The sequence below is a fragment of the Clostridium sp. AM58-1XD genome (assembly GCF_003464085.1).
Classification (GTDB): Bacteria; Bacillota; Clostridia; order Lachnospirales; family Lachnospiraceae; genus Lachnoclostridium_A.
Window position 1 is genome coordinate 24,946 of the sequence record NZ_QSDR01000025.1, and the last position, 23,726, is coordinate 48,671.

At 47.3% G+C, this 23,726-nt stretch carries 27 protein-coding genes and 1 pseudogene; 26 read left to right on the forward strand and 2 right to left on the reverse strand.

From position 1 onward, the window contains the following. The first annotated feature begins 41 nt into the window (after window positions 1–41). From DXA13_RS15030 to DXA13_RS15055, 7 genes and pseudogenes are all read left to right on the forward strand, one after another. Window positions 42–341: a hypothetical protein gene (locus DXA13_RS15030; RefSeq protein WP_118245575.1), complete on the forward strand. Its 300-nt coding sequence runs from the start codon at window positions 42–44 to the stop codon at window positions 339–341. Beyond that, complete coding sequence (locus tag DXA13_RS15035; RefSeq protein WP_243009167.1) at window positions 329–1,105, forward strand: tripartite tricarboxylate transporter substrate binding protein; 777 nt, start codon at window positions 329–331, stop codon at window positions 1,103–1,105. The genes DXA13_RS15030 and DXA13_RS15035 overlap by 13 nt, the downstream gene beginning before the upstream one ends. A 92-nt stretch (window positions 1,106–1,197) precedes the next feature. Continuing rightward, entirely contained in the window at window positions 1,198–1,659 is a 462-nt protein-coding gene (locus tag DXA13_RS15040) for a tripartite tricarboxylate transporter TctB family protein (protein WP_118245579.1), read from the forward strand. 16 nt (window positions 1,660–1,675) lie between these two features. Next, window positions 1,676–1,969 (forward strand): tripartite tricarboxylate transporter permease, encoded by a 294-nt coding sequence (locus tag DXA13_RS22525; protein WP_118245581.1) that lies wholly within the window; start codon window positions 1,676–1,678, stop codon window positions 1,967–1,969. A 10-nt stretch (window positions 1,970–1,979) separates the two neighbouring features. Continuing rightward, window positions 1,980–3,176, forward strand: a pseudogene (locus tag DXA13_RS15050) (tripartite tricarboxylate transporter permease); the annotation flags it as partial. A 3-nt stretch (window positions 3,177–3,179) separates the two neighbouring features. Next, window positions 3,180–3,485, forward strand: a complete 306-nt coding sequence (locus tag DXA13_RS21970; protein WP_243009164.1) for a hypothetical protein — start codon at window positions 3,180–3,182, stop codon at window positions 3,483–3,485. Continuing rightward, window positions 3,485–4,360, forward strand: coding sequence for an amidohydrolase family protein (locus tag DXA13_RS15055; RefSeq protein WP_243009165.1), 876 nt, complete (start codon window positions 3,485–3,487; stop codon window positions 4,358–4,360). Before DXA13_RS21970 ends, DXA13_RS15055 begins: the two co-directional genes overlap by 1 nt. A 195-nt stretch (window positions 4,361–4,555) precedes the next feature. On the opposite strand, the gene DXA13_RS15060 is transcribed toward DXA13_RS15055, so the two are convergent. After that, window positions 4,556–6,526 (reverse strand): sigma 54-interacting transcriptional regulator, encoded by a 1,971-nt coding sequence (locus tag DXA13_RS15060; RefSeq protein WP_118245584.1) that lies wholly within the window; start codon window positions 6,524–6,526, stop codon window positions 4,556–4,558. 342 nt (window positions 6,527–6,868) lie between these two features. Here DXA13_RS15060 and DXA13_RS15065 point away from each other — a divergent pair, with 342 nt between their 5' ends. The 4 genes from DXA13_RS15065 (at window position 6,869) to DXA13_RS15080 (ending at window position 10,296) form a co-directional block, all read left to right on the forward strand. After that, on the forward strand, window positions 6,869–7,894 hold the full coding sequence (locus tag DXA13_RS15065; RefSeq protein WP_118245586.1) for a 2-keto-3-deoxygluconate permease: 1,026 nt from the start codon (window positions 6,869–6,871) through the stop codon (window positions 7,892–7,894). A 16-nt stretch (window positions 7,895–7,910) separates the two neighbouring features. Then, window positions 7,911–9,086: an amidohydrolase family protein gene (locus tag DXA13_RS15070; protein ID WP_118245588.1), complete on the forward strand. Its 1,176-nt coding sequence runs from the start codon at window positions 7,911–7,913 to the stop codon at window positions 9,084–9,086. A 122-nt stretch (window positions 9,087–9,208) separates the two neighbouring features. Then, window positions 9,209–9,499, forward strand: a complete 291-nt coding sequence (locus DXA13_RS15075) for a hypothetical protein (RefSeq protein ID WP_118245590.1) — start codon at window positions 9,209–9,211, stop codon at window positions 9,497–9,499. Next, entirely contained in the window at window positions 9,496–10,296 is an 801-nt protein-coding gene (locus tag DXA13_RS15080; protein ID WP_118245591.1) for a DUF975 family protein, read from the forward strand. The genes DXA13_RS15075 and DXA13_RS15080 overlap by 4 nt, the downstream gene beginning before the upstream one ends. A 229-nt stretch (window positions 10,297–10,525) precedes the next feature. Here the strand turns inward: DXA13_RS15080 and DXA13_RS15085 are convergent, their stop codons facing one another. Then, window positions 10,526–12,085, reverse strand: coding sequence for a recombinase family protein (locus DXA13_RS15085; protein ID WP_118245593.1), 1,560 nt, complete (start codon window positions 12,083–12,085; stop codon window positions 10,526–10,528). 166 nt (window positions 12,086–12,251) lie between these two features. Between DXA13_RS15085 and DXA13_RS21075 the strand changes: the two genes are divergently transcribed. The 15 genes from DXA13_RS21075 to DXA13_RS15155 all read left to right on the forward strand — a co-directional run bounded on the left by DXA13_RS21075 (window position 12,252) and on the right by DXA13_RS15155 (window position 23,725). Continuing rightward, on the forward strand, window positions 12,252–12,398 hold the full coding sequence (locus tag DXA13_RS21075) for a hypothetical protein (protein ID WP_181995698.1): 147 nt from the start codon (window positions 12,252–12,254) through the stop codon (window positions 12,396–12,398). 397 nt (window positions 12,399–12,795) lie between these two features. Then, window positions 12,796–12,972, forward strand: coding sequence for a hypothetical protein (locus tag DXA13_RS21080; RefSeq protein WP_181995699.1), 177 nt, complete (start codon window positions 12,796–12,798; stop codon window positions 12,970–12,972). Between the two features lies 1 nt (window position 12,973). Then, complete coding sequence (locus DXA13_RS15095) at window positions 12,974–13,207, forward strand: hypothetical protein (protein ID WP_118245597.1); 234 nt, start codon at window positions 12,974–12,976, stop codon at window positions 13,205–13,207. Further along, window positions 13,204–14,331 (forward strand): phage tail sheath family protein, encoded by a 1,128-nt coding sequence (locus tag DXA13_RS15100; RefSeq protein WP_118245599.1) that lies wholly within the window; start codon window positions 13,204–13,206, stop codon window positions 14,329–14,331. The genes DXA13_RS15095 and DXA13_RS15100 overlap by 4 nt, the downstream gene beginning before the upstream one ends. Window positions 14,332–14,342: 11 nt before the next feature. Continuing rightward, entirely contained in the window at window positions 14,343–14,810 is a 468-nt protein-coding gene (locus DXA13_RS15105; protein WP_118245601.1) for a phage tail tube protein, read from the forward strand. Window positions 14,811–14,823: 13 nt separating this feature from the next. Further along, entirely contained in the window at window positions 14,824–15,249 is a 426-nt protein-coding gene (locus DXA13_RS15110; protein ID WP_118245603.1) for a hypothetical protein, read from the forward strand. A gap of 150 nt (window positions 15,250–15,399) precedes the next feature. Beyond that, complete coding sequence (locus tag DXA13_RS15115) at window positions 15,400–17,547, forward strand: tape measure protein (RefSeq protein WP_118245605.1); 2,148 nt, start codon at window positions 15,400–15,402, stop codon at window positions 17,545–17,547. A 10-nt stretch (window positions 17,548–17,557) separates the two neighbouring features. Further along, window positions 17,558–18,271, forward strand: a complete 714-nt coding sequence (locus tag DXA13_RS15120) for a hypothetical protein (RefSeq protein ID WP_118245607.1) — start codon at window positions 17,558–17,560, stop codon at window positions 18,269–18,271. Window positions 18,272–18,275: 4 nt separating this feature from the next. After that, entirely contained in the window at window positions 18,276–19,295 is a 1,020-nt protein-coding gene (locus tag DXA13_RS15125; protein WP_118245609.1) for a hypothetical protein, read from the forward strand. After that, the gene (locus DXA13_RS15130; RefSeq protein ID WP_118245612.1) at window positions 19,288–19,593 is read left to right on the forward strand and encodes a DUF2577 domain-containing protein; all 306 of its coding nucleotides are present in this window, start codon (window positions 19,288–19,290) and stop codon (window positions 19,591–19,593) included. Before DXA13_RS15125 ends, DXA13_RS15130 begins: the two co-directional genes overlap by 8 nt. A gap of 17 nt (window positions 19,594–19,610) precedes the next feature. Further along, entirely contained in the window at window positions 19,611–20,015 is a 405-nt protein-coding gene (locus DXA13_RS15135) for a DUF2634 domain-containing protein (protein WP_118245614.1), read from the forward strand. Beyond that, window positions 20,012–21,067, forward strand: a complete 1,056-nt coding sequence (locus tag DXA13_RS15140; protein ID WP_118245616.1) for a baseplate J/gp47 family protein — start codon at window positions 20,012–20,014, stop codon at window positions 21,065–21,067. Before DXA13_RS15135 ends, DXA13_RS15140 begins: the two co-directional genes overlap by 4 nt. Then, window positions 21,064–21,672, forward strand: coding sequence for a hypothetical protein (locus tag DXA13_RS15145; protein WP_118245618.1), 609 nt, complete (start codon window positions 21,064–21,066; stop codon window positions 21,670–21,672). Before DXA13_RS15140 ends, DXA13_RS15145 begins: the two co-directional genes overlap by 4 nt. 365 nt (window positions 21,673–22,037) lie before the next feature. Further along, on the forward strand, window positions 22,038–23,105 hold the full coding sequence (locus DXA13_RS15150; protein ID WP_118245620.1) for a hypothetical protein: 1,068 nt from the start codon (window positions 22,038–22,040) through the stop codon (window positions 23,103–23,105). Between the two features lie 2 nt (window positions 23,106–23,107). Then, window positions 23,108–23,725 carry a YmfQ family protein gene (locus DXA13_RS15155; protein ID WP_118245622.1) on the forward strand — a complete coding sequence of 206 codons (618 nt, stop codon included), beginning with the start codon at window positions 23,108–23,110 and terminating at the stop codon, window positions 23,723–23,725. Window position 23,726 lies beyond the last annotated feature (1 nt).

The window sequence follows — 23,726 nt, forward strand, 5'->3', positions numbered from 1 at the left end:
TTGTATATAAGTATCAATATCTTGAATGGAGGAAAGTAGATATGAAGAAAAGAAGTATTGCATTAATGATGGCATTGGCAATGGCAGGTTCTATGGTAGGATGCGGAAGCTTATCCGTAGGCGGTTCCGATCAGACTACAGCTGCAAAGACAGAAGCAAAAGCTGAGGGCGAAACAAAAGCAGAGGGAGAGGCGGCTGCAAAGACGGATGGCGGATTCCCAACGAAGACGATTGAAGTAATCGTCCTTTCGGAGCAGGCGGCGGCGCTGACGTTGCTTCCCGTCTCATCTGTTCTTACCTGGAGCAGGAACTGGGTCAGACCTTTGTTATCAACAATGTAACAGGCGGCGGCGGATCAATCGGTCTTACACAGCTTACAAAGGCAAACCCTGACGGATATACCATTGCATATTTTGCTTCCACAGACTCTAACGGCAACCTGCTGTTTGACGGTGTCAGCTACGACAAAGATTCTTTTGCACCGATCGCAGAATTTGCAGCAGATCCTCACATGATCGTTGCAAGCAAGAAATCAGGAATCACTGATATTCAGGGATTAGTTGACGCAGGCTCTGACGGAAATACGTTATGGGGAATCGGCGGTGCATGGACACACTGGGATTTCTTAAAGATGGAATTTGAAAAGGCTACGAGCACAAAGTACAAACGTCTCGTGTTTGATGGCGGCGCTACGGCAGTTAACAACGTAGCAAGCGGCGACTGTGCAGTTGCAACACCATTCGTAAGTGAAGCTCTGGCTCAGGTAGATGCAGGTAATATCATCCCGATCGCTGTTACAAGTTCCGAGAGAAACCCAATGGCTCCAGACGTTCCTACACTGGCTGAATCCGGAATTCCGGAACTGGAAGGTTTTGAATCCGTTATGTGGAGAGCATTCGTAGCTCCTGCAGGAACACCTGACGAAGTGACGAAGGTTCTGGCAGATGCAATCGGCAAGGTTTGTGAGAATGAAGAGTTCCTGAAAAAGGCGGAAGAAGCAGGTATCACAATCGAATACAAGGGACTGGATGAATTCAAAGCTTACTACGAAGAGAACCACGAAAATGTAAAGGCTATGATTGAAAGCGCTGACTTCGAGAAATAATCAAACGTTATCTGGAAGAAGCAATTAAAAGAACGGAACAAGGATGAGGATGCCTGCGAGAGCAGGCATCCTCAAATAAAAGGAGGAAAAGCATGAAGGGTATGAGAAAATGCACATCTGATATTATTATCAGCGTTGTGCTTTTAGGCTTTTTGGTATCGCTCAGCATACAGATGCCTGCAATACCTAAGGATTCCAGGACGTATCCTATGATACTGATGGTCCTCAGCTACATCATGGTAGGAGCCCAGCTCATCTATAATCTGGTCATCTATAAAAAGTCTGAAATTGTAGAGAGCCAGCTGAAAGCACAGGTTAAGGTTATTTTCCCTTATGCGGTGATCATTGTCGGATACCTGGCCCTGCTTGGGAAAATCGGATATATCTTTGATACCATACTGTTCTGTTTCGTTTCTCTGATTTATCTGAAACTGAAAAATAAGATCGTTATGGTAATTCTGTCAGTCGTTCTGACACTGGTACTGTATTTCGTGTTCACCAGATTCCTGTCGGTTATTCTTCCGCGAGGAAGCTGGATCTCACTGAACTTATAGAAAAGGAGGATAAAAGATGTCAAACGTATTAATCGGTCTGTCAAGTGTATTGCAGCCTATGAACCTCCTGATCTGCCTGGGCGGACTTGCCGTAGGCGTGCTGTTCGGCGCTTTGCCCGGATTCTCGGCGACAATGGCAGTAGCAGTTTTTGTACCATTTACATATACGATGGATCCGGGAGCAGCTCTTCTCCTTCTGAGCGGCCTGTACTGCGGCGGCGTATACGGCGGGTCCATTCCAGCCGTACTGGTGGGAATTCCAGGAACACCGGCTTCCGCTCCGACGGCTCTGGAAGGAAAAGCCTCGTAAAGAAGGGCGAAGCAGGACGCGCCTGAATCTCGTTACCTTGGCCAGCGCCTTCGGAGGATTCTTCTCCAGCCTTGCACTGCTCATATGCGCGCCGCTGCTTGCAAAGATTGCTATGATGGTAGGCGCGCCGGAACAGATTTTCGTAGCTATTTTCGGTCTGTCAGTCGTTGTTATGCTGTCTCAGGACAACCTTTTTAAAGGCTGCCTCGTAGCGATTGTCAGCCTTCTGATCGCCTGCTTCGGACAGGATCCTGTGATGGGATTTCCGCGTTTTACATTCGGAAGATCGGAACTGACCGGCGGCTTTGATGTTGTTGTTATCCTGATCGGGCTCTTTTCCCTTCCGGAAGTGTTCAAGATGCTGGAAGACCCGCTGGGCAAGATGGCGGAGACCGGCAAGGTCGGTTCCATGAAGCTGAAACTGAGCGATATTACAGAGAATATTGTTAACGCATTCCGTTCTACAATATGGGGCGTTATGATCGGAATTATCCCGGCTGCAGGCCCTGATATCGCAGCATTCTTATCTTATAATGAAGCGAAAAAAGCTTCCAAGCATCCGGAGGAATTCGGAAACGGTTCTGCAGCCGGTATCGTAGCTGCCGAGGCTGGCAACAACGGCGTAACGGGAGGTTCCCTGATTCCTCTGCTGACTCTGGGCATCCCTGGAAGCGCGCCTGCCGCCATTTTCCTTGGAGCCATGATTATTCACGGTGTAAGACCGGGCCCAACTCTGTTTACCGAGCATGCGGAGACCGTTTACACCCTGATTATCGGCTTTGCAGTCATTAACCTGCTGCTTTACTTTGTCGGTATTGCCTACTGTAAGTGCGGAAGTATGATTCTTCTGATACCGAAGGCAATCCTTGCAACGGTTATTGTTGTTCTTGCAACGGTAGGTACGTTCTCCATCAACAAGAACCTTTTCGACGTATTCGTAATGTTTGGTGCTGGTGTCCTGGGATATATTATGCTTCGAAATGATTTCCCAACATCGCCGATCGCGCTGGCCCTTCTTCTGGGGCCGATGCTGGAGAAGGCTGTGTCCATTACTTCTACCATGTATGAAGGCAGAATCTTTGAAATTTTCCAGAGACCTCTGACCACGATCCTCATGGTATTCACCATCTTCTCCTTCATATTCCCATTTGCGAAGAGCGCTATGGAAAAGAAGAAAAAAGCAAAATCACAGGCTTCGGAGGAATAGCATATGGCATATAAGGCATTATTGGCAAAACAGGGTCTCGTAGGAGAGGACCTGCAGGCAAAAGAAAACATCTGCATCCTGGTAAAGGATGGGATGATCGAAGATATTCTGGACAGAGAGGCGTATGAGGGACAGAAACCAGAAGGCTGCGAAGAAGTTGATCTGGGAGATTTGACCGTTATGCCGGGCATGTTTGAATGTCATAACCACCTGGCTCTCGACGCCAGAATTCCAGGCCATTTGGGAATGATGGACAGAAGCGAATGTGAACATACACTTCTCGCTCTGAACGGCCTCGTGATGATCTGATGTCAGGCGTTACCACAGCGCGCTGTCTCGGCGACAGAAATTATATAGACGTGACGCTGAGAAACAAGATTCGTGAGGGCGCTGTAACGGGACCGGATCTGATCGTATGCGGAATCGGCATGAAAGGCCGCCATGGCCATGGATTTGTGGGTATGCCTCATTCCGGCGTGGAAGAATTCCGAAGAACCTGCCGTGAGAACATGTTTCACGGCGTAGATATTCTGAAAATGTTCATCACCCCTGGAGGAGCTGTAGCAGAAGGCGATTTTATTCCGTATTTTATCTCCTATGATGAGATTAAAACAATCGTGGATGAAGCCCACCAGCTGAACATAAAGACAGCTGCCCACTGTACGGGAGGAGAAGGACTGAATCTCTGCGTAAAAGCGGGCGTAGACGTGCTGGAGCATCTGTACAGCGTGACACCGGATCAGGTAAAGCTGATTGAAGACAGCGATATCTGGGTCGATCTGACTTCAGGAATTGTACTCGATCCTGAGCGGGAACCCATGGTGCCGGCTGCTCATGCTGAGAACACGAGAAAGAACCGTGAATATTCCAGAAGTTGTCTGGAAAACGTTGTAAGAAGCGAAAAAATCCGCTACACGCTGGGAACGGACGCATACCATGGAAAGCTTTACAAAGAGCTTCAATTCACTGTAGACATGGGCGGAAAGGCAATCGATGCAGTAAAGGGCGTTACCGTCAATGCTGCAAAGATGTGCGGCCTGGATCAGACGAAAGGCAGCCTGGAAAAGGGCAAGAGGGCCGATATCATTGCAGTGGGAAAAAATCCTGTGGACGATGTTTCCGCCTTAAAAGATGTGTTCTTTGTCATGAAAAACGGCTCCGTTTATAAAAACGAAACCAGATAAAACCAAAACCAAATAAAACCATCCTGACCGTTCGGGACGGGCAGATTTCCTGCCGCCTGAACGGTCAGAATAAATCAGATTACTGCCAAAAAAACACCGCCTGAAGCGGGGAACCAAATGGTTTTCCTGCCTCAGGCGGTGTTTTTTGCGCGTCCGTTCCGCGGTTTAAGAGGCTCAGAGATACGGAATCGGACTTTAGTTTACAGAAATATCGTATTTTTTCATCTTTCGCCACAAAGTACTTTTGTCCATCCTGAGATAAGCGGCAGTCCGCGTCCTGTTGTTGTGGAACATGGCCAGAGTGGAGAGTATCACCTGGCGCTCGTCTCCGGCGGCATGAGCCGCAGCCGTATGGTTTGGCTGACATGTACCGGGAGACGTACAGATTCCTCCGGGACATGGGAAACCATTCAGCGGATTTGCTTCTGGCTTCGGTGCGGCTGCCGTTTGTATGCGGTCGATATCTGGAAGTGCACGGCGGATATCTTCCGGGCGGGCAGATACGGCATGGCAGAGAATGGACAGCCGCTCACAGAAGTTTTTCATTTCCCGTATGTTTCCCGGCCATGGATAAGAAGCCAGAAGCTTCATCGCTTCAGAGGAAATGTTCTGAAGCAGGCAGCCGGTTCGTTCGTGCTCAAATTGAACGAAGCGGGAGAGGAGAAGGGAAATATCTTCCCGGCGCTCTCTGAGCGGCGGCAGGTTCAGCTCCAGCACGTCGAGGCGATAGAGCAGATCCTGACGGAAATTTCCCTTTTCCACCTCCTCTTTCAGGTTCTTATTCGTTGCAGAGATGACACGGACATCGATCGGAATTACCGTATCATTCCCAAGCCGAATAATTTCACGTTCCTGAAGGACGCGGAGAAGGCGGCTCTGCAGCTTCGGAGAAATATCTCCGATTTCGTCAAGAAAAATCGTTCCTTTGTGGGCGATTTCAAAAAATCCCATTTTTCCGCCTTTTGCAGCTCCTGTAAATGCGCCTTCCACATAGCCGAACAGCTCGCTTTCCAGAAGGTTTTCCGGCAGAGCGGAACAGTTGATCGCTACAAATGGATTACCTTTCCTGGGACTGCTGTTGTGAATACTCTGAGCAAACAGTTCCTTTCCTGTCCCTGTCTCTCCATAGATCAGGATATTGGAGTCGGAGTAACCGAAATCCGTAGCGTCTGATATTGCAGAATTCATGACTGCGCTTTTGTGGAGTATATCAGAAAAATGGTATTTTGCTGTAAATCCGGACTTGTGCAGCTTCTTTCTAATCTGCCCTTCTTCCTCCTGAATCTGGGATACGTTCTGAAATGTAAGAACACATCCTGCATTGTCGTATTCGCTGACAATGGGAACGCAGTTGATCATCAGCTCAAATTGGCCGTACCGGTATATTTCCGAAAGGATTTTCTGACCTTTCTGGATGACATTCCGTATCGGAATGTCAGGGAAAAAATCAGTTATGGAGCGTCCGGTCAGAGAGGTTTTGAGAGAACGCATAATTGTATGGCAATACGTATTTGCAAATGTAATGATGCCGTTCCTGTCCGTGGAAATGATTCCCTGAAAGGAGTAGTTCATAATGTTGGCGATCTCGTTGCTGCGCTCTTTCTCGCGGAACGAAATTTCAGCGGCAGTCTTCGCCTCTGCAATGGCGCTGTTGACTGATTCTGGTCCGGATTCGATCATAACGGCTGATATATCGTATTTTTTAGCGATTTCAACCGTTGTATAACCGCCTACGATGGCGGTATTTCCCTCACTGCGGGCTTTTAAAACGGTTTCTTCCAGCATGGTTTCATCCACGATCGGATACGTAGTCAGACAGATATCGGGAAAAACGGAGTTGATCGTCTCCGCGCCATATACCATATTAAATGCGCCGACAACGGCAATTTTTCTGGCCGGTGTAAGCTGCAGGCACCTGCTGACCGCCGTGATGACGTCATAACCGGATACCTTGAGCTCCGCACATGGGATGCCCAGCTTCTGCATGGCGTGCGCCGTAAATCCGCGGGCAATGACTACATCGGCCTGTATGTTTTCCAAAGGATTATTAAAGCAGTCCTGAATAATCTGATACTGCAGCTCTCCGTGATCCGGTCTTTCGCAGAAGACCTGTTCGATGGTTGGGAGGATCTCCGGATAGGGAGCATAAAAAACTGTACGAATCATGATGTCTACCTCCTGAATAGCAGTATTGATTTTACAGTTAAAATAAAAAAGAGGCAAGTAAAAAAGGTGTGAAAAAACGGTGAATTGAGCAAGATACACTTGAGCGCAAGAAAAGAAAAAAAGTAAATTTATGCAATTGCATGCAATTGTAAAAGGATTGCAGGATAAAAGTAACATGGCAGAAGGGGAACGCTGGAAAATGAAATGTGCATAAGTCATAAAATAAAATAAGTCAGGAAGAAAGAGATTCATCAAAGATACGAAAATAAACGAGGGAGGACTTGGCACACGTTTTGCTGTAACTAAGTATGACAAAAGAATAACAAAAAAGGAGAGACTAGAATGAAAATCTTAGCAACCATGAAACGTTTTCCGGCCGGTGTGATGGTAATCCCGCTGCTGCTGGGCTGTCTGATGAACACATTTTTTCCGGAGGCACTGACAATCGGAGGCTTTACAACAGGACTTTTTAAGAACGGAGTGCCTACGCTGATCGGATTATTCCTTTTCTGCAGCGGCGCTACAATCGATGTGAAAATGGCCGGAGCCACCGTCTGGAAAGGGGTTGTACTGACGGCGCTTAAATTTTTCACCGGCTTTGGGATGGGAATTCTGCTGAATAAATTTTTTGGTCCTGCAGGTATCCTGGGGCTGACACCGCTGGCGGTAATCGGAGCCGTGACCAATTCAAACGGCGTTATTTACGCGACTCTGGCTGAGGAATTCGGCGATTCCACAGACGTGGGAGCAACCTCCATTCTGGCGCTGAACGACGGCCCGTTCTTTACAATGGTAGCGCTCGGAGCCGCAGGCATGGGAAATTTCCCGATTACGGATATTGTTGCCAGCATTATCCCAATGGTAATCGGATTTATCATCGGTAATCTGGATCATGAGTGGAGAAAAATTCTGGCAACCGGTATGGTGCTTCTGCCTCCATTTAACGGCTTTGCACTCGGAGCAGGTATGAATTTCGGAAATATCCTGAACGCAGGAATGGCAGGCGTGCTCCTTGGAATCGTAACTGTTGTATGTACAGGTGTGCTTACCTTCTTTATCTACAGCGCATTGAGAGGAAAAGCAGACCCTATGGGCGGAGCCATCGGTACGACGGCCGGAGTCGCTACTACGACGCCAACGGCGGTGGCTATGGCTGATCCACGTTTCCAGCCGCAGGTGGAAACGGCAACTGCTCAGACGGCAGCAGCCGTAGTTATTACCGCAGTGCTCTGCCCGCTGCTCGTATCCTTCCTGGCAAAGGTTTCTGCCAAATGGAACGCGGCTCACGGAAAAGACGGGGCGAATTCGGAAAACGATGACCGGAGAAAACAGGCGAAAAAGGCAGATCATAAACTGCAGAGAGGTTAAGGCGGGAACAAGGACTATGGAACGTATTATTTTGAATGCTGATACCGTATTGTGCGGAGACAGTCTGGAAGTGAACGAGAAAGCTTCCGTCATCGTTGAAAACGGAAAGATCAGCGAAATTATCCCTCAGAAAGTTAAAGATGAGAAGCATTTTGAAGATACAAAAGAGTATGACTTCGGCAGCAGAACGCTGATGCCGGGCATGATTGAATGTCATAACCACTGTACAATCGACGCCAGACTTCCGGAGCATCTGGAGATCCTGGGTGACAGCAGCGAGTGCAGGCTTACGGTAATCGCCATGAAGGCCATGGAAGATAATCTGATGGCTGGAATCACCACGGCAAGAAGTCTGGCTGATAAACATTATATCGACGTGGAATTAAAGAAGCTGATCGCAGCAGGCGAAGTCAAAGGGCCGGACCTGCTTGTGGCCGGAATCGGTATGAAAGGCGCTCATGGGCATGGTTACATCGGCAGTTCCTTCTGCGGGACAGAAGAAGTGAGAAGAACGGCAAGAGAGAATATGAGAAGGGGCGCAGATCTCCTGAAGATTTTTGTGACTCCGGGAAATCTCTCGCTGACAGATTCCTTTATTCCAAGCTATCTTTCCCCTGAGGAGATCCGAACGGCAGTTGAAGAGGGCGCAAGACAGAACATCCCTACAGCAGCACACTGCATCGGCGGACAGGGACTGAAAGACTGTATCGACGGCGGGGTAAAAGTGATCGAGCACATGTATGGGGCGACGGATGAAGATGTGGAACTCCTGGCAAAATCAGACTGCTGGGTGGATCTCACCTCCGGCATTTTCCTGGATCCATCCAGAGAAGCGTTTCTGTCAGAACAAAATGCATATAAAATCAGGATGAACAGAGAAAAGGTGCGGAACAATCTGAAAAAGGTGGTCCAGGCTAAAATCCCATTTGTACTGGGAACGGATGCATACCATACATATCTTTACCGTGAAGTGGAATACGCTGTAGAACTGGGAGCTGGGGTTAGATACGCGCTTCAGGGAATTACCAGCAATGCTGCAAAAGTATGCGGAATCGGCGAGGTAAAAGGAAGTTTAAAAGAAGGCTATGCAGCCGACGTGATTGCAGTGGATGGGAATCCGTTGAACGATCTATCCTCTCTTGCGCGCGTTTCCATGGTTATGAAAGGCGGGAAAATATACAGAAACGAGTAAACCTGCAGATCAAACCGGGCTACTGTTCCGCCCTTTTCGCCATCCGCTATTGTGCGATTCATAAATTAGTGGTAAAATATTAACAGATTAGGCCGTATCAAACGGCAGGAAAGGGGATACGTATGGAAAACAACAGGAATGAAATGGCAGTAGCCTCCATGATCCTTGGAATTATCTCTATTGTTTCAATATGTTTCTGCGGAGGAGTTTTTTTCGGAAGCCTGGCAATTCTATTCGCATTTTTATCAAAGACGGGCAGTGAGATGGATAACAATGCGAAGATCGGCCTGATTACAGGCGGCATTGGACTGGGACTTTCCATTCTGATAATAATAGGAATCTTTGGACTCGGCCTTGCAGGCGCATTCATGGAGTCCTCTCATGCTATATATGGAGGAGGTATGCATGCATGATCGAGAAAAAGACCCCGGCTGAGCTGAAACAGATGGCCCGGCAGGTATTGAGAGGCAACTATGGAATCTGCGCCGGTTCTCTGGTGCTGATTGGAATTGCTGTAATGATGATCTGTTTTATGGGTGAAATTCCGGTCGCTATTACGATGGCGCTTTCCGGCAGTGCAGGCGGATTTGGGATGGCGGTTGTCGCCTCGAGCGGATTTATGATATTTATCATTGTAATAGGACTTCTGGAATACATCGTTATGATCGGTTATATGCGACTTTGCTATAATATTTGTACAGGCGGGGAGCGGAATCTGGGAGACCTGTTCTTCGGATTTAACCATCATCTGTGGAAATTTGTACGTCTTGGCCTGCTGTTTATCGTATTGCCGCAGGTTCTCAACATACCGGTAACATTTTTGAGAATCGTCGGCGCTGCCGCTGCACGTCATTTCGTTTTTTTATCTGTATTTTCAATTATCATGACGATTCTTCAGGTGGTTGTTTCCATGTATCTGCTCCTTAATTTTTCCATGGCTGCCATGATTCTGGTGGAAAATCCGGAAAAGGGGCTTATGGATTCATTGAAGGAGAGCTCCCAGATCATGAAGGGAAACAAGGGGCGGATGTTCTGGCTCTGGCTCACATTCCTGGGAGTGGTGCTCCTGGGATACGGTTCCTGTGGAATCGGATTTATCTGGATCATGCCTTATATGACGTGTACGCATGTGTTTTTCTACTTTGATATCACCGACAGAGCGGTGGTAGAACAGAAAAAAGATGTAGAATGGGACGGCGTGCAGATGTAAGGCGTTCGTTTCCATGATTAGCAATAAAGCAGAATAAGAATCACCGGAATGTTTGGTAAATAAATCAGAATGCGCATAGAATACACTAAGAGCGAATGAGGTGTAGGCTATGCGCATTTGTGAATCAATGCGTGGATCGTATCAATGATGAAACTGTAAAACCACAGGGGAATCTGTCAATTTCTCAATTCCCATTTTATATTGCACCGTTCAGATCCGCTCGACCGAATTATAATCTCGGATAGATTTTTAGAGTGAAGTCAGGAACGGTACGCTTTGTGCCTCTGCTGCTTTTAAAATACTCGATCCGTTCTACGACTTCCGACAGCAGATCGTTCTTTTCTCCCGCAGACAGCTCCCAGTAATGATCGAGAAGGCCTTCGAATTTCGGTATGAGCAGGGCACGCCGCTTTTCACGATCGGCCTGTTTCTTCAGCTGGCCTTCCAGATCCTCTAAATCCAATTTAACGCCATTCAGCTGATCGGTCAATGTCCCGGAACGCTCTCGAAATACTTCAATTGAATACACGTCCGTCTCCAGCAGCTGATATACATGATCCAGCTGCTTTTTGAGATCGTCCGCCTGACGCTGTTTTTCTGATAATGCATTCGTTAAAAGAGCGGGACTGATCCCGGTAAATGTTTCTGTGCAGGATAGTTCCAGTTTGTAGTCATGGAGCCACTGAGCCAGAGAGTCGATGATCCTTTTCTCCACATCATCGAGGTCGGCCCCTACGGTTGGACAGCCATGGGTTTTACAGATGATCCATGCCCGGTTTGTACCAGACTTTAATGGCCTGCGGGTCATGGAACGGCGGCATTCGCCGCACCGCAGGAGGGACGCGAAGGGATTTTGCAGTTCATATTTTCTGAAATTAGGCACGCAGGTGCGGTCTGCAAAGATTTTCTGAGACAGAAGCCATGTTTCAGGATCAATAAGCGGTTGGTGGATTCCGTTATAAATCGGGTAGTCCTTATTTACAGGATATGTTTTTGTGACAACGCCGTTATGTACGCTTTTGCCCAGAGAACGCCTGCCATACTGTATCTTGCCTGCATAAACGCAGTTGGTAATAATGCCGCGGATTGTGCTGGGCGCCCACCGGTCACTTTTCTGTGGCGGAATGTGCAAGTCATTTAATATCGTTGCGATGGACTGCATGCCCACCGGCCGTCCCTTGGTTTCAACCGTTCCTCTTGTGTACATCTCGAAGATCGAGCGTACGACTTCCGCTTCTCTGGGAACCGGGCGGAGAGAGTAGCCCTTGTCACTGTCCAGCTTGATCTTCTCATACCCGTATGGAACGAGAGCACCCACGAATTTTCCTTCTTTTGCTGCTGCCTTTTTACCGTTCACAAGGCGGCGTTTTATGGTCTTGTATTCCCGGCGGCTCATAAACAGGCCGAACTCTGCATATTCCTCGTCAAATTCATCATTTGGATCATACGTCTTTAACGGCGTAATAATCTTGACGTTGTGATATTTGAAGGTCTCCAGCAACAGCCCCTGATCTCTGGAATCGCCGCGGGCGAGACGTTCGATCTCAACCACCAGGACCCCGTCCCATTTATCATTTTCTATATCATCCAGCAGGCGGAGCATTTCCGGCCTTGCGGCAATGGATTCCCCTGAAACGATTTCCCTGTACGTTTCTTCGACGACAATTCCCATGCCAAAAGCCAGGTCCGTAAGTATTTTTTCGTGCCTGGCCAGCGTTTCCCCTTCTCCATGCATTTCAGCCTGCAGGTCTTTTCGTGATTTCCTGAGATATCTGCAATATCGCGGCATTCCATCATTCCTTTCTGTATCCACTGAAATTGTATGATTCTGGGGTAAATTAAATACGCCCCAGCAAGGGGCGTGATGGGAATTAAATTTGACTGTTCGGCAGGTAATAAAGTAAGAAACAAGTACAACCAAGGTTACATAAACTTTACGAGAGAGGGGTGGTGATATGAAAATTAAAGAGATGGATATCTCTGGTACAAAGGTAGAAATTCATGATGATTATATCGTGGATGAGGAGGAACAGAAGAAGATATTAGAGAGAATTGCAAAGATGATGACTGTCCGAAGACTGGAAAAGGACGATACCGCCTGATGGCGGTAGCAGCGGACAAGCTGTAAGGCCGGTACAAGAAGAAAAAATGGGGACAGAGAGGGGGAGGTCCCGTGGTATTATGGTATCATGCAAATGGTTGGAAGATCAGCTCATCGTCCGGATGAAATGGTCGGATGCTCAATTGAATACAGGTGTAAAACGATTATTTATAAGACAGGCCATCTAAGTGAGTGATCACTGATCAGCCTGTCTTTTTCGTTCCATGAACCAGGTCAGACAATCATCTGCTGCAGACGTCACAAAGCGGAATAGAAGATAAATACCGCAAGAGGCGTCTGTAAAAAGGATAAGTACAGGAGGCGGATCAAATGAGAAGTGCAACAGAAAAATGAAATCTGAAACGAATCAATTTAAGACAGAGAATGGAGGAAAAACATTGTCGGAATTAAAAAGTGAAAGAGAGGATCAGAAGTTTTCAACAGGAAAGCTTCTGAAAAGCAGATATCTGGCGAAATATCAGCCGGATTTTGCAAAGATTATCTTATCGAAACCAGCGTATACCATATCTGAGGCAATTGAGACCTTGGAGAGAACTTTGAAAGGAGATATTTAAAATGGCAGGTGGAATTTGGGGAAGTCAGAATAAGATTCAGCCAGGAGTATATATCAACATAAAATCAAGAAAGAATCCGGCGGTTAACGTAGGAGAGCGAGGCGTTGTGGCAATTGCAGAACCGTTGTCCTGGGGGCCGAAAGGCACGGTTTTGACAATCACGCCGGGAGAGGACCTGGTGCCGTATATCGGATACGATGTAACCAGCGCAAAGTCATTATTCTTCGCGAAATGATGAAAGGCAGCGATACCACATCTGGTCCGGCAAAAATTCTGTTATACAGACTTGCCGGTACAGGAGGGGAAAAGGCTTCAGCTGTAATTGGAGAAATGACTGCTACGGCCTTATATGAAGGCGTACGGGGAAATGATCTTACGATTGTTGTTCAGGAAAGTTTAAACGGCGCAGAAGGAAGCTATGACATCAGCACTTTGTTAAACGGAGTCGTTCAGGATGAACAGAACGTGACTAATATAGAGAATCTGGTTGATAATGACTGGGTTTCCTTCAGCGGTACAGGTACAGCGTTTACTGCTACGGCAGGGACGGGACTGACCGGCGGAAAAGACCCGGTTATCGCTGCTGCAGATTATGCTGCATTCCTTTCTGCAATCGAACCGTATCAGTTTGATATCATCGCTTATGACGGGGAAGAGAGCACAACAATTCAGGCATTTGCTGAATTTGCAAAGCGAATGTCCAACACCATCGGCCATAAGTGCCAGGCTGTGATGGCGAATGCGCAGGAATCCAACAGCGAATTCGTTATTTCAGTCAACAACGGAGTAAAGCTGTCTGACGGAACGGTGCTGACTGCCCGACAGGCGACATGGTGGATGAGCGGCGCACAAGCAGGTGCAAGGTATCATGATTCCCTTACATATGCCCAGTATCCAAATGCAGTTGAAGCATGCCCGAAACTGACGGATACGGAGATTGAAGCGGCTATTCAGTCAGGAGAGATTGTATTTATAGACACATTCAACACGGTAAAGGTGTGTACGGATATCAACACGCTGACATCCTTTAACGGGGAGAAAGGAGCGGAATTCTCGAAAAACCGGGTGGTAAGAGTGCTGAATCAGTTCTGTAACGATGTGTATGAGCAGTTTACTCTGCACTATGTGGGAAAGACAGATAACAACGATGCGGGAAGAAATCTTTTAAAAGGCTGGATTATCGGATACCTGAATGAAATGCAGGCGAACGGAGGGATTCAGAACTTCGCTGCCGAAGATGTAACGGTAGAGCCTGGAACCAATGTGGATTCTGTTGTGATCAATGCTGCTATCCAGCCGGTAGACAGTATTGAGAAAATTTATATGACGGTAACTGTATCTGCAAATGCAGAAGAATAAGGAGGTAGCATATGGGATTTTTACTTGAACGGGACGCGCTTAACGGCAAATCTGGCAGCGGCTTTATGACGATTGACGGAGAAAACCATGAAATGTTTGGAATGAAGAAATTTCAGTCGGATGCGGAATTTCAGGAAAGTGATTTCAAAGTAGTAGGCACTACTTTGGTACAGAAAAAGACGACGGGAGTTTCTCTTACCGGCTCTATGACAATTTACTACGGAAGTCCATACTTTTTAAAATTATTACAGGACTATTTAAAAAATGGAAAACTTCCATATTTCTCATTGCAGATTACAAATGATGATCCGTCTACCAGCGTAGGGACTCAGACCGTGGTTCTGTATAATGTAAAGCTTCAGAAACTGCCGGTTGCCATGCTGGACGCAGATGCAGAATTTCTGGAGATGGAAGTATCATTTTCATATACGGGTCTGGAAGTGCTCAACTATTTTACAGATCCGGCTCAGTTAGGATAATAAGGAGGAAAATATGTCAGATATTAAAGCGTTTTTACAGCCGCCGGTTATGGATGAAACAGAAAAGGTGATTGTTTCAAAGCGTTTTAAAGGAGCAGACGGAAAAGCTGCTCCTTTTGTCATCCGCGTAATCGATCAGGAAACAAATGACAGGCTGATTAAACAGGCTACAAAACATACGAAAGCAAACGGGCAGGTTCTACAGGAACTGGATAATGTGAAGTATGGAAAGCTCTTAATTGCCGCATGCGTCGTTGAGCCTAATTTTAAAGATTCAGAATTGTGCGCTTACTATAAAACGATGGACCCGCTGGATGTTCCCGGAAGGATGCTTTCTTCCGGCGAATATAAGCGGTTAGTGCAGGCGATTAACCGCCTGAACGGCTTTACGGCTTCGGACGAAGAGTATGCGGAACTGGAGGAAGAAGCAAAAAACTAGCTTCCGGGGATACGCTGGATTCCAGATTATGCCAGTACATGCTCTGTAATCACGGCGTATTCCCAATGGATACTCTTAACCGGTCGTTAAGAGAAAAAATGTTTATGTGGCAGCTGATAAAAAAAGAAAGTAAGGAGTTGAAAAAGCATAATGGTAATAAATAATGAAACGTTGTCACTGGCAGCCAATTTTTCCTCCTCCTTTCAGACAATTGTTAACCTGGGCGATCAGGCTGCCCGGTCCATATATATGCTGGACCGGAATTTGTCGCGGGCAATGGGACGTTCAGCCGGAGCTACGATTGGATCAATCAGGCAGCTCCGGGGCGATGTACAGGAAACAAACAGGTTGTTTAGCCAATTTGCGGAGAGCCAGCAGAGGTCGTCTGCAGAAGCGCAGGAGATGAGCAGGGCGATCAGCGAACTGGCGGAAAACCAGCAAAGGTGTGCCGGCGAAATACAGGAAACGAACCGGGCAATCAGCGAACTGGCGGAAAACCAGCAGAGCTGTGCCGGTGTAACCGAGGGGACAACCAGGGCGGCAGGAAGTATGATGTCTGTTTTCAGTAAGATTGGCGGTATGGTGTCAAAGATCAAACTGGCAAAACCGATGCTGGAATTGTCTGATACCATTACCCAGACGCAGACGCGGCTGGGTAGTCTTGTCGGAAGTGAGGAGGAGCTGAACGCCGTTCAGCAGCAAATTTATGAATCAGCCCAGAGATCCAGAACTTCATATATGGGATTGGCTGATACGGTAACTAATTTGGGACAGAGTGCGGGGAATGTTTTTTCGGGAAATGAGGAAATGATCCAGTTTGCAGAAAATCTGAACAAAGAATTTGCCATTGCAGGAACATCTCAGGATGACATCACATCGGCTACGCAGCAGTTAACCCAGGCGTTGGGATCAGGCGTGCTGAGCGGAGAAGATCTGAACAGCGTTTTTGCAGCAGCTCCCGGCATGGTACAGACGATTGCGGATTACCTGGGTACAGATGTGGATAAGATCGGAGAGATGGCTGACGAAGGAATGCTGACAGCGGATATTTTTAAAAATGCTATGTTGGCGGCTACGGATGATATCGATCAACAGTTTCAGAATACGCCGATGACGTTTGCTCAGGCCTGGGGAATGGTGGAGAATGCAGGCGTAAAAGCATTCAGCAAAGTATCGGAAAAACTGAGTGAATTTTTAAACAGTGATTCCGGTGAAGCAGTAATAAGCGGTATCGCCGGAGCGTTTGAGATTCTCGGAAGTATTGCGTCGACAGTAGCTGATATTCTTGTTGCGGGAGCTCAGCTCATCATAGAAAACTGGGATTATGTTTATCCAATCTTAATCGGGTTGGGAGCTGCGTTTGCCATAGCGGGCGTACAGGCGCTTGTTTCAGGAATTCAGGCGTTGGCCGGCTGGTGGCCGGTAATCGCTACGATTCTGATCATTGTAGCAGCCGTGGCGGCAGTCGTATTTGTCCTTCAGCAGGCAGGCGTTACATGGCAGCAGGTCGGAGAGATTGTCGGAGCGGTTTTAGGCGGAATATACTCGGTTGCTTATACGGTAGTAGCTTATATCTGGAATCTTTTTGCAACCTTTGCAGAGTTTTTTGCGAATATATTTAACGATCCGGTGGCTGCGATTGCCCATTTGTTCCACGGCCTTCTGGACAATATTTTACAAGTAGTGGAATCGGCGGCAAAAGCGATCGATATGCTGCTTCATACCAATATGTCCGGCGCGGTCGCAGGTTTTCGTAAGGACCTGGAAGACTGGGTAGTTGAGACGGCAGGGGAAAATGAGAAAAAGATCGACCGAATGCCAACTACAGACTGGGAAGGCAACATTAGTAAGGGTGCCGAGACGGGGGGAAACCTGGGCGCTAAAATGGACAATTTGGGCGCTGAGAATGATTGGTTTAGCGGCGCCGGCAGCAGTATTCCGGGGCCGACTTCTTCCGGAGGTTATGGCGCAGGGGGATATTCTTCCGGAGGCTCTGTTTCAGGGATTCCCACGCCGGCTGTTCCTGCGACCGGCGGTCAGGCAAATATCGATAGTGTCAAAAACGTGAAAAACGTGGAAGGAGACGTCAATTTATCGGATGAGGATGTGAAAATATACCGTGATCTTTCCGAACAGCGGTATCTGAATCAGATCGAACTTCAGACACTTGCGCCGCAAATCACGGTAACAATTCCGGAGTCGGCGGCGAAAAACCTTACATCCAAGGACATTGCGGACAAATTAAAAGTGCTTTTGATTGAACAGATGAGTTCTCACACGGCTGCGGCACATGGATAGGGGGAAAACAGTGAACAGAATTAAAAATACATATTCGATTTATTTAAAATTCGGAAAGAAGCTGAAAATACCTGTTAATCCGCAGGAGATTAACATCAAATATCCGGGCCAAAGCAATGATTATGACGTGTTGGGGCTGGGACAGATTGTGGTTCCTGGGAAACCTGGACTGAAAGAGGTTTCCTGGGAATCATTTTTCCCAGGTTCCGACTCGGACCCTTATGTCAACAGCGGAATCGAAAGTCCGGAGAGCTATATTAAACGGATTGAGAAGGCTATGAGGTCAAAACAGGTAGGAAGGCTCATCATTTCCAGATCAAAGCTTTATGACACAAATATCGCCTGTATCATCAGCAATTTTGAAACGACAGACAAAGGCGGGGAACCGGAAGACATCTACTATTCCATCGAACTGCGGGAGTACCGGAATTATTCGCCTGAAGTGATTTCCATTATCACAACTATGCCTGAAGATGAAACTGGAAATCAGCAGACAGAAACCGCATCAGAAACGGAAAGGCCGGTGGAAACGCCGGTGCTTCGCGTAGGCGCGGCGGTGACCGCGAACGGGAAGTACTGGTCCAGCAGCTATGGGGACAAACCATTTGGAACTGCAAATAATCTGAATACCGCGGTAACGCGTATTGTAGAAGGAAATCCCTATCCGGTATGCATTGGCTCATACGGATGGGTTACGGCAGACCAGCTGCAGATAACGGGGTGATGAGATGAATAATATATCGTTGCTGATTCAGAGTACCGGACCGGCTCCAGGGGGAGCGACGCAGACGGTAATTACTGATTATGCGAATGTTACGGAAGAGGCAGAGCTGACGACGAACCGCTTTGATTCCCCGGCAAAGCTCTCTTTTACATGTCTGGAAAACGGCCCTGCTGCAATTGTGGAGGGCAGCTCTGTAGAATTGACGGCAGACGGCGTGAAACTATTTAAAGGTTATGTTTTTTCCGCAGAGAGAGATGAGGATGGAAAGACGTCCTATGTGGCGTACGACCAGCTGAGATACTTAAAGGCGAGTGCAAGCTATACATTTGAAAATGTGACACTTGAAGAGATCGTGAAAAAGATTGCGGCTGATTTTGGCCTGAAAACAGGCGTGCTGGAAGAGACAGGCTATGTTTTTACCTGCCTGATTAAAGAGAACGAAAGCTGCCTGGACATTATATTCGACACATTGTCGGAAACGATCAGGCAAACCGGAAGAATTTTCAATTTTTATGATGATTACGGAGCTTTGACGATTACGGAAGCGAAAAATATGCTCGTCACAACATTGGTTGGCGACAACAGCCTTATTACCGGTTATACATACAAAAGGGATATTGATTCCGATACATATAACCGGGTGAAACTGGTCAGAAAGAACGAAGAAACGGGGCGCAACGACGTATATGTCCATGAAGATGCAGAGATGATTAAAAGCTGGGGCCTTTTGCAGTATTGCGACGAGGTTGATAAGAACATGAATGAAGCACAGATCGACGAGATGTGTAAAATGTATCTCCAGTATTATAACAGGGTGCTTCAGACCATATCATTTGATGCAATAGGTATACCGGGCATCAGGGCAGGGACCATATTGCCGGTTAAAATAGGGGCCGTAGATGATTTGTCTGCGCCCCGCCTTTTACTGGCAGAAAAGGTAACGCATAATTTTGAGCCGGACAGCCACACAATGAGCATCGAAGTAAAAAGTTTCCAGCAGTTGGGAGGGATAAGTATTGTCTGAACTGATCGAGGTACTGAAAATGATAAACCAGGAAAACCGCAGAGCGGAGAAGCCGGCAGATATTACGTTTGGCACGGTATCATCCGTTTCTCCATTAACCATTCAGCTGGAAGATACCATGCAGCCGATTCCTGCCGCAGCCTTGATTCTGACCGACAATGTGAAAGCAAAGACAGCAGAAGTAAAAGGCGGAAACGGCGGTTCTGTAGTGATCCGCGAAGGACTTTCTGCCGGGAATAAAGTAATCATGCTCCGGGCTGCCAAAGGGCAGAGATACGTGATCTTATCGAAAGTATAGGAGGTAAGGAGGTAAAAATGGCGATATTGCCGCAAGGCGTTGGTCTGGATGCAGTTTTGAAACATGCAGATAAACCAACAAATACATTTATGATAGATTGGCCGTCCAAGCAGATATCGGGTATGAATGCAGGCCTTGAAGCCGTCAGACAGGCGGTCGAAATTATTTTAAGGACAGAGCGGTTCCGGTGGCAGATTTATTCATCAAATTTTGGAATTGAACTGGAGGATCTTCCCGGAGAAGAATATGACTATATGATAAGTGAGATTCCGAGAAGAATCAAAGAGGCTTTTTCCATGGATAACCGGATGATATCTGTCGAAAGCTTTGTCTTTTCAGATAACCAGGACGGCGTCATGACTTGTGCGTTTGATGTCATCACGGTGTTTGGAACATTATCAGAGGAGGTGGTAATTACATGATTGATTTCAATGAAAAAACATATGCCAGGATATTGGCGAGCCAGCTGAACCGAGTTCCGGACACGATTGATAAAAGAGAAGGTTCGATTATACAGACCGCATTAGGCCCGGAAAGCTGGTATCTGGAAGGCGTCTATCTGGACCTGGATCGGCTGCAGAACAACGTATATGCAGGAACTGCCGGAGGAGACAGCCTGGATAAGATAGCAGTCCAATACGGGCTTGAACGGAAGGCGGCAGTCAGGGCAGTAAAAAAGGGCATATTTGATATCATGGTTCCGATCGGCTCCCGTTTTTCCGCCATGTCTGAGAATACATATATGATTTACAGGGTGACAGGATACATTGAGGTTTCTGAAACAAAATATGTATTTTCCATGGAGTGTGAGACGGCAGGCAGCCAGGGAAATGACTACTCAGGTAAAATTCTGCCGATTGAATCTGTAAACGGTCTGACGTATGCAGAGCTGAAAGAGGTGATAACACCTGGAGCGGATGAAGAAGATGATGAATCGCTTAGAAGCAGAATTCTGATGAAGGTACGAAAGCCTTCCACCAGCGGAAATAAATATGATTATTATAACTGGGCGATGGAGTGTGAAGGCGTAGGCGCATCCAAGATATTTCCGCTTGCAGCCGGGCCGGGAACGGTAAAGGTAGTTATTGCCGACGAAAAAATGAAAGCAGCCGGGCCTGCGCTGGTCAAAACAGTGGCGGACCATATTGAGGAGCTGCGTCCCGTTGGAGCAGACGTGACGGTAGTCTCCGCAAAGGAACAGACGATCAATGTATCGGCACGGATACGGATTAAAAATGGCGCGAACCTGGGAAATATCCAGAATGCATTCCAGGAGGAACTGAAAAATTACCTGAAACAGAACGCGTTCGATCTTACGTATGTGAGTATGGCGCGCGTGGGTACCATTCTATTGGGAACAGCCGGCGTTGATGATTATGACGGCCTTCTTCTGAACGGTGTATCCGCGAATGCAGAACTTGGTCAGGAAGAAATTGCAGTAGCCGGAACCGTTGCACTGGAGGTGATGATTTGATTCAGGCGGAGAAATTTACCGGGAAACTGAATAAGTTAGACGGTAACATATATACCGTTGAGGAGCCAGTAAACCTTGTGAACGGGTCATATGAAGGAGAACTGCTTCACGATAATATTAACGAGGCGACGATTGCTGTTTTTACAGGACCGAAGCTTACGGGAGAGCGGCTTCAGACGTATTCCATTTCTACACCGAGCCTGACGCCCTGGAAACGGAATATCCGGGTATTTGCAGATGTGGATATCGTATATATCAGTTATGAGACGGACGGGGATACGGTGGAAGCGGAAGATATTAACCGGGTCCAGGAGGCTGTCGTAAAGACTCAGGAGGCGCTGAACGCAGAAGAGACAAGAGCCGGGCAGGCAGAACAGGCCAACGCTGATAAGATTGCAGATGAGATTACCCGGCAGAAGCCGCAGAGAATGATATCAGGAACACGATTCATACCAATCAGCCGAATTGGGATGATAAATATACACGAAATGAAGTTGATAACAAATTTTCTGCCCTGGAGACGTCTATCGACTGGAAAGAAGCGGTCGATACGTATGCAGATATTGCCGCCGCATATCCGGAGCCGGAAGATGGCTGGACGGTAAACGTTAAAGATACGGATTATACATACCGATGGAACGGAAACGACTGGATCGCCATATCCGCCAATGCAATTCCAAAGGCGACTCAGAGCAGAGACGGTTTACTTACAAAAGAGGATAAGGCCTCTTATGACGATGCCTTTTTAAAACGGCATACTCATGGCAACAAATCCACCCTGGACAAACTGACTGAGGCGCTGCTGGCCAATTGGTCCGAGGCTTATAGTACGCGCCACGAGCACGGAAATAAATCCGTTATTGATAAAATCACGCAGGCGTTCCTGGAGAACTGGAATGGAGCTTATGCCCATGTCAGCAATAAGAGCAATCCGCATGCAGTTACAAAGTCCCAGGTTGGGCTTGGCAGCGTGCCGGATGTAGCGACGAACGACCAGACGCCAACGTATACTCAGGCAGAGACGTTGGAGAATGTTGTCAGCGGTGAGAAGCTGAGTCTGTCATTTGGAAAAATCATGAAAGCGATTGCCGATCTCATTGCCCATAAGGCGGATCCCGTTATCCATATCACATCCTCTGAACGTACAAAGTGGAATGCGGTAACAAATAAAGTGGATAAGGTAACGGGAAAGCAGCTGTCATCCAACGATTACACTACGGCAGAGAAACTGAAGCTGGCCGGGATTGCGGAAGGAGCAGATAAATACGTTCATCCAACGACCTCCGGGAATAAGCATATTCCGGCAGGAGGATCCAGCGGTCAGATTTTGCGGTGGAGCGCGGACGGTTCTGCATCATGGGGAATGGAGAGCAACAGCAATACCAAAATGACTCAGACAAATTCAACGGACAGCGGCGATTACCGTTTGCTTTTATCTTCCAATGCAAATGATACTACGGAAACGGGTACAGGCAGAAAATCCTGTAATTTTCTGGCGAATCCTGCAACTGGAGAGTTTTATGCAAAAGGGTACAGAAGGATAGACCTCACTGGCCAGTCCCTGGATATGGATACGATTACACTTTCATCAGGAACACCTATGATTATGAGATACATCGAAAAGACCAGCCAAGGAGCGGCCAGTATAAGCAATATACCAGTTGCAGACCAGCCGTTTCTTTTGGACGTGGAGCTAATGCGCTGGGCATCCACAGAGGATTTTGTCACAATGCAGACGTTCAGGAGTGTGAAGAACCGGACGAACGAATACGTTCGGTACTGTTCAAATGGAACATGGAGCGGCTGGACGGCCAGAGTTTTTACCGATACAAAATACACTCATCCGGAAAGTGGAGCAGCTGCAGGTACTTACCGCAGTGTTACGGTTAACAGCCAGGGGCACGTAACCGCAGGCACAAATCCGACGACATTGTCTGAATATGGAATTACCGATGCAGCAGCCAGAAGCCACGACCATGACGGCAGCTATCTGAAAAAGGGCGCAATTAAATGGAATGACCTGAAAGGGGGCAGCTGAATATGTATGGAAAGGATATTTATGGTCTGTCCAGATACGGGTCATCCAAAAGGGAAACTGCTGTCGATCCGGAGAAATATTTTGTGGATCTGTCAAAATATGCCCCGCCCTTTTTGGCGGAAATCCGGGAATTGGCAGAAATATACAGAACAGAGGGCTACGAAATTGGTCTGCTGGAATATGAGTTAGACGACCTGATCGATCAGTTTTTCATAGCAACAGCCACCTGGGGACTGACGCGCTGGGAAGATTTGTTCGGTATCACAACGAATCTGGCGCTCACATATGAGCAGCGCAGGGAAATCCTGATGGCTAAAATCAGAGGGAGCGGTACAGTAACGCGTCAGATGATAGAGGAGACGGCTGCAACTTTCAGCGGCGGAGAAGTAGAGGTTGTTGAAGATAATATCAACAGCCTTTTTATTATCCGGTTTATCGGAATCAAAGGCATCCCCAGAAACATGCAGGCATTTATCGCCATGCTGGAGGATATCAAACCGGCGCATCTCTCGTATCGATTTGAATATCGATACACAATCTGGAATGAAATGAAACCATATATATGGGACAGACTGAGCGGTATGTCCTGGAATGATGTGAAAATCTTAAAGGAGGCATAAC

Excerpts from the sequence above, each read along its gene's own strand:
- DXA13_RS15030 (WP_118245575.1), top strand. The coding sequence starts at position 42 with ATGAAGAAAAGAAGTATTGCATTAATGATGGCATTGGCAATGGCAGGT.
- DXA13_RS15040 (WP_118245579.1), top strand. The coding sequence starts at position 1,198 with ATGAAGGGTATGAGAAAATGCACATCTGATATTATTATCAGCGTTGTG.
- DXA13_RS22525 (WP_118245581.1), top strand. The coding sequence starts at position 1,676 with ATGTCAAACGTATTAATCGGTCTGTCAAGTGTATTGCAGCCTATGAAC.
- DXA13_RS21970 (WP_243009164.1), top strand. The coding sequence starts at position 3,180 with ATGGCATATAAGGCATTATTGGCAAAACAGGGTCTCGTAGGAGAGGAC.
- DXA13_RS15055 (WP_243009165.1), top strand. The coding sequence starts at position 3,485 with ATGTCAGGCGTTACCACAGCGCGCTGTCTCGGCGACAGAAATTATATA.
- DXA13_RS15060 (WP_118245584.1), bottom strand. The coding sequence starts at position 6,526 with ATGATTCGTACAGTTTTTTATGCTCCCTATCCGGAGATCCTCCCAACC.
- DXA13_RS15065 (WP_118245586.1), top strand. The coding sequence starts at position 6,869 with ATGAAAATCTTAGCAACCATGAAACGTTTTCCGGCCGGTGTGATGGTA.
- DXA13_RS15070 (WP_118245588.1), top strand. The coding sequence starts at position 7,911 with ATGGAACGTATTATTTTGAATGCTGATACCGTATTGTGCGGAGACAGT.
- DXA13_RS15075 (WP_118245590.1), top strand. The coding sequence starts at position 9,209 with ATGGAAAACAACAGGAATGAAATGGCAGTAGCCTCCATGATCCTTGGA.
- DXA13_RS15080 (WP_118245591.1), top strand. The coding sequence starts at position 9,496 with ATGATCGAGAAAAAGACCCCGGCTGAGCTGAAACAGATGGCCCGGCAG.
- DXA13_RS15085 (WP_118245593.1), bottom strand. The coding sequence starts at position 12,085 with ATGCCGCGATATTGCAGATATCTCAGGAAATCACGAAAAGACCTGCAG.
- DXA13_RS21075 (WP_181995698.1), top strand. The coding sequence starts at position 12,252 with ATGAAAATTAAAGAGATGGATATCTCTGGTACAAAGGTAGAAATTCAT.
- DXA13_RS15095 (WP_118245597.1), top strand. The coding sequence starts at position 12,974 with ATGGCAGGTGGAATTTGGGGAAGTCAGAATAAGATTCAGCCAGGAGTA.
- DXA13_RS15100 (WP_118245599.1), top strand. The coding sequence starts at position 13,204 with ATGATGAAAGGCAGCGATACCACATCTGGTCCGGCAAAAATTCTGTTA.
- DXA13_RS15105 (WP_118245601.1), top strand. The coding sequence starts at position 14,343 with ATGGGATTTTTACTTGAACGGGACGCGCTTAACGGCAAATCTGGCAGC.
- DXA13_RS15110 (WP_118245603.1), top strand. The coding sequence starts at position 14,824 with ATGTCAGATATTAAAGCGTTTTTACAGCCGCCGGTTATGGATGAAACA.
- DXA13_RS15115 (WP_118245605.1), top strand. The coding sequence starts at position 15,400 with ATGGTAATAAATAATGAAACGTTGTCACTGGCAGCCAATTTTTCCTCC.
- DXA13_RS15125 (WP_118245609.1), top strand. The coding sequence starts at position 18,276 with ATGAATAATATATCGTTGCTGATTCAGAGTACCGGACCGGCTCCAGGG.
- DXA13_RS15135 (WP_118245614.1), top strand. The coding sequence starts at position 19,611 with ATGGCGATATTGCCGCAAGGCGTTGGTCTGGATGCAGTTTTGAAACAT.
- DXA13_RS15140 (WP_118245616.1), top strand. The coding sequence starts at position 20,012 with ATGATTGATTTCAATGAAAAAACATATGCCAGGATATTGGCGAGCCAG.
- DXA13_RS15155 (WP_118245622.1), top strand. The coding sequence starts at position 23,108 with ATGTATGGAAAGGATATTTATGGTCTGTCCAGATACGGGTCATCCAAA.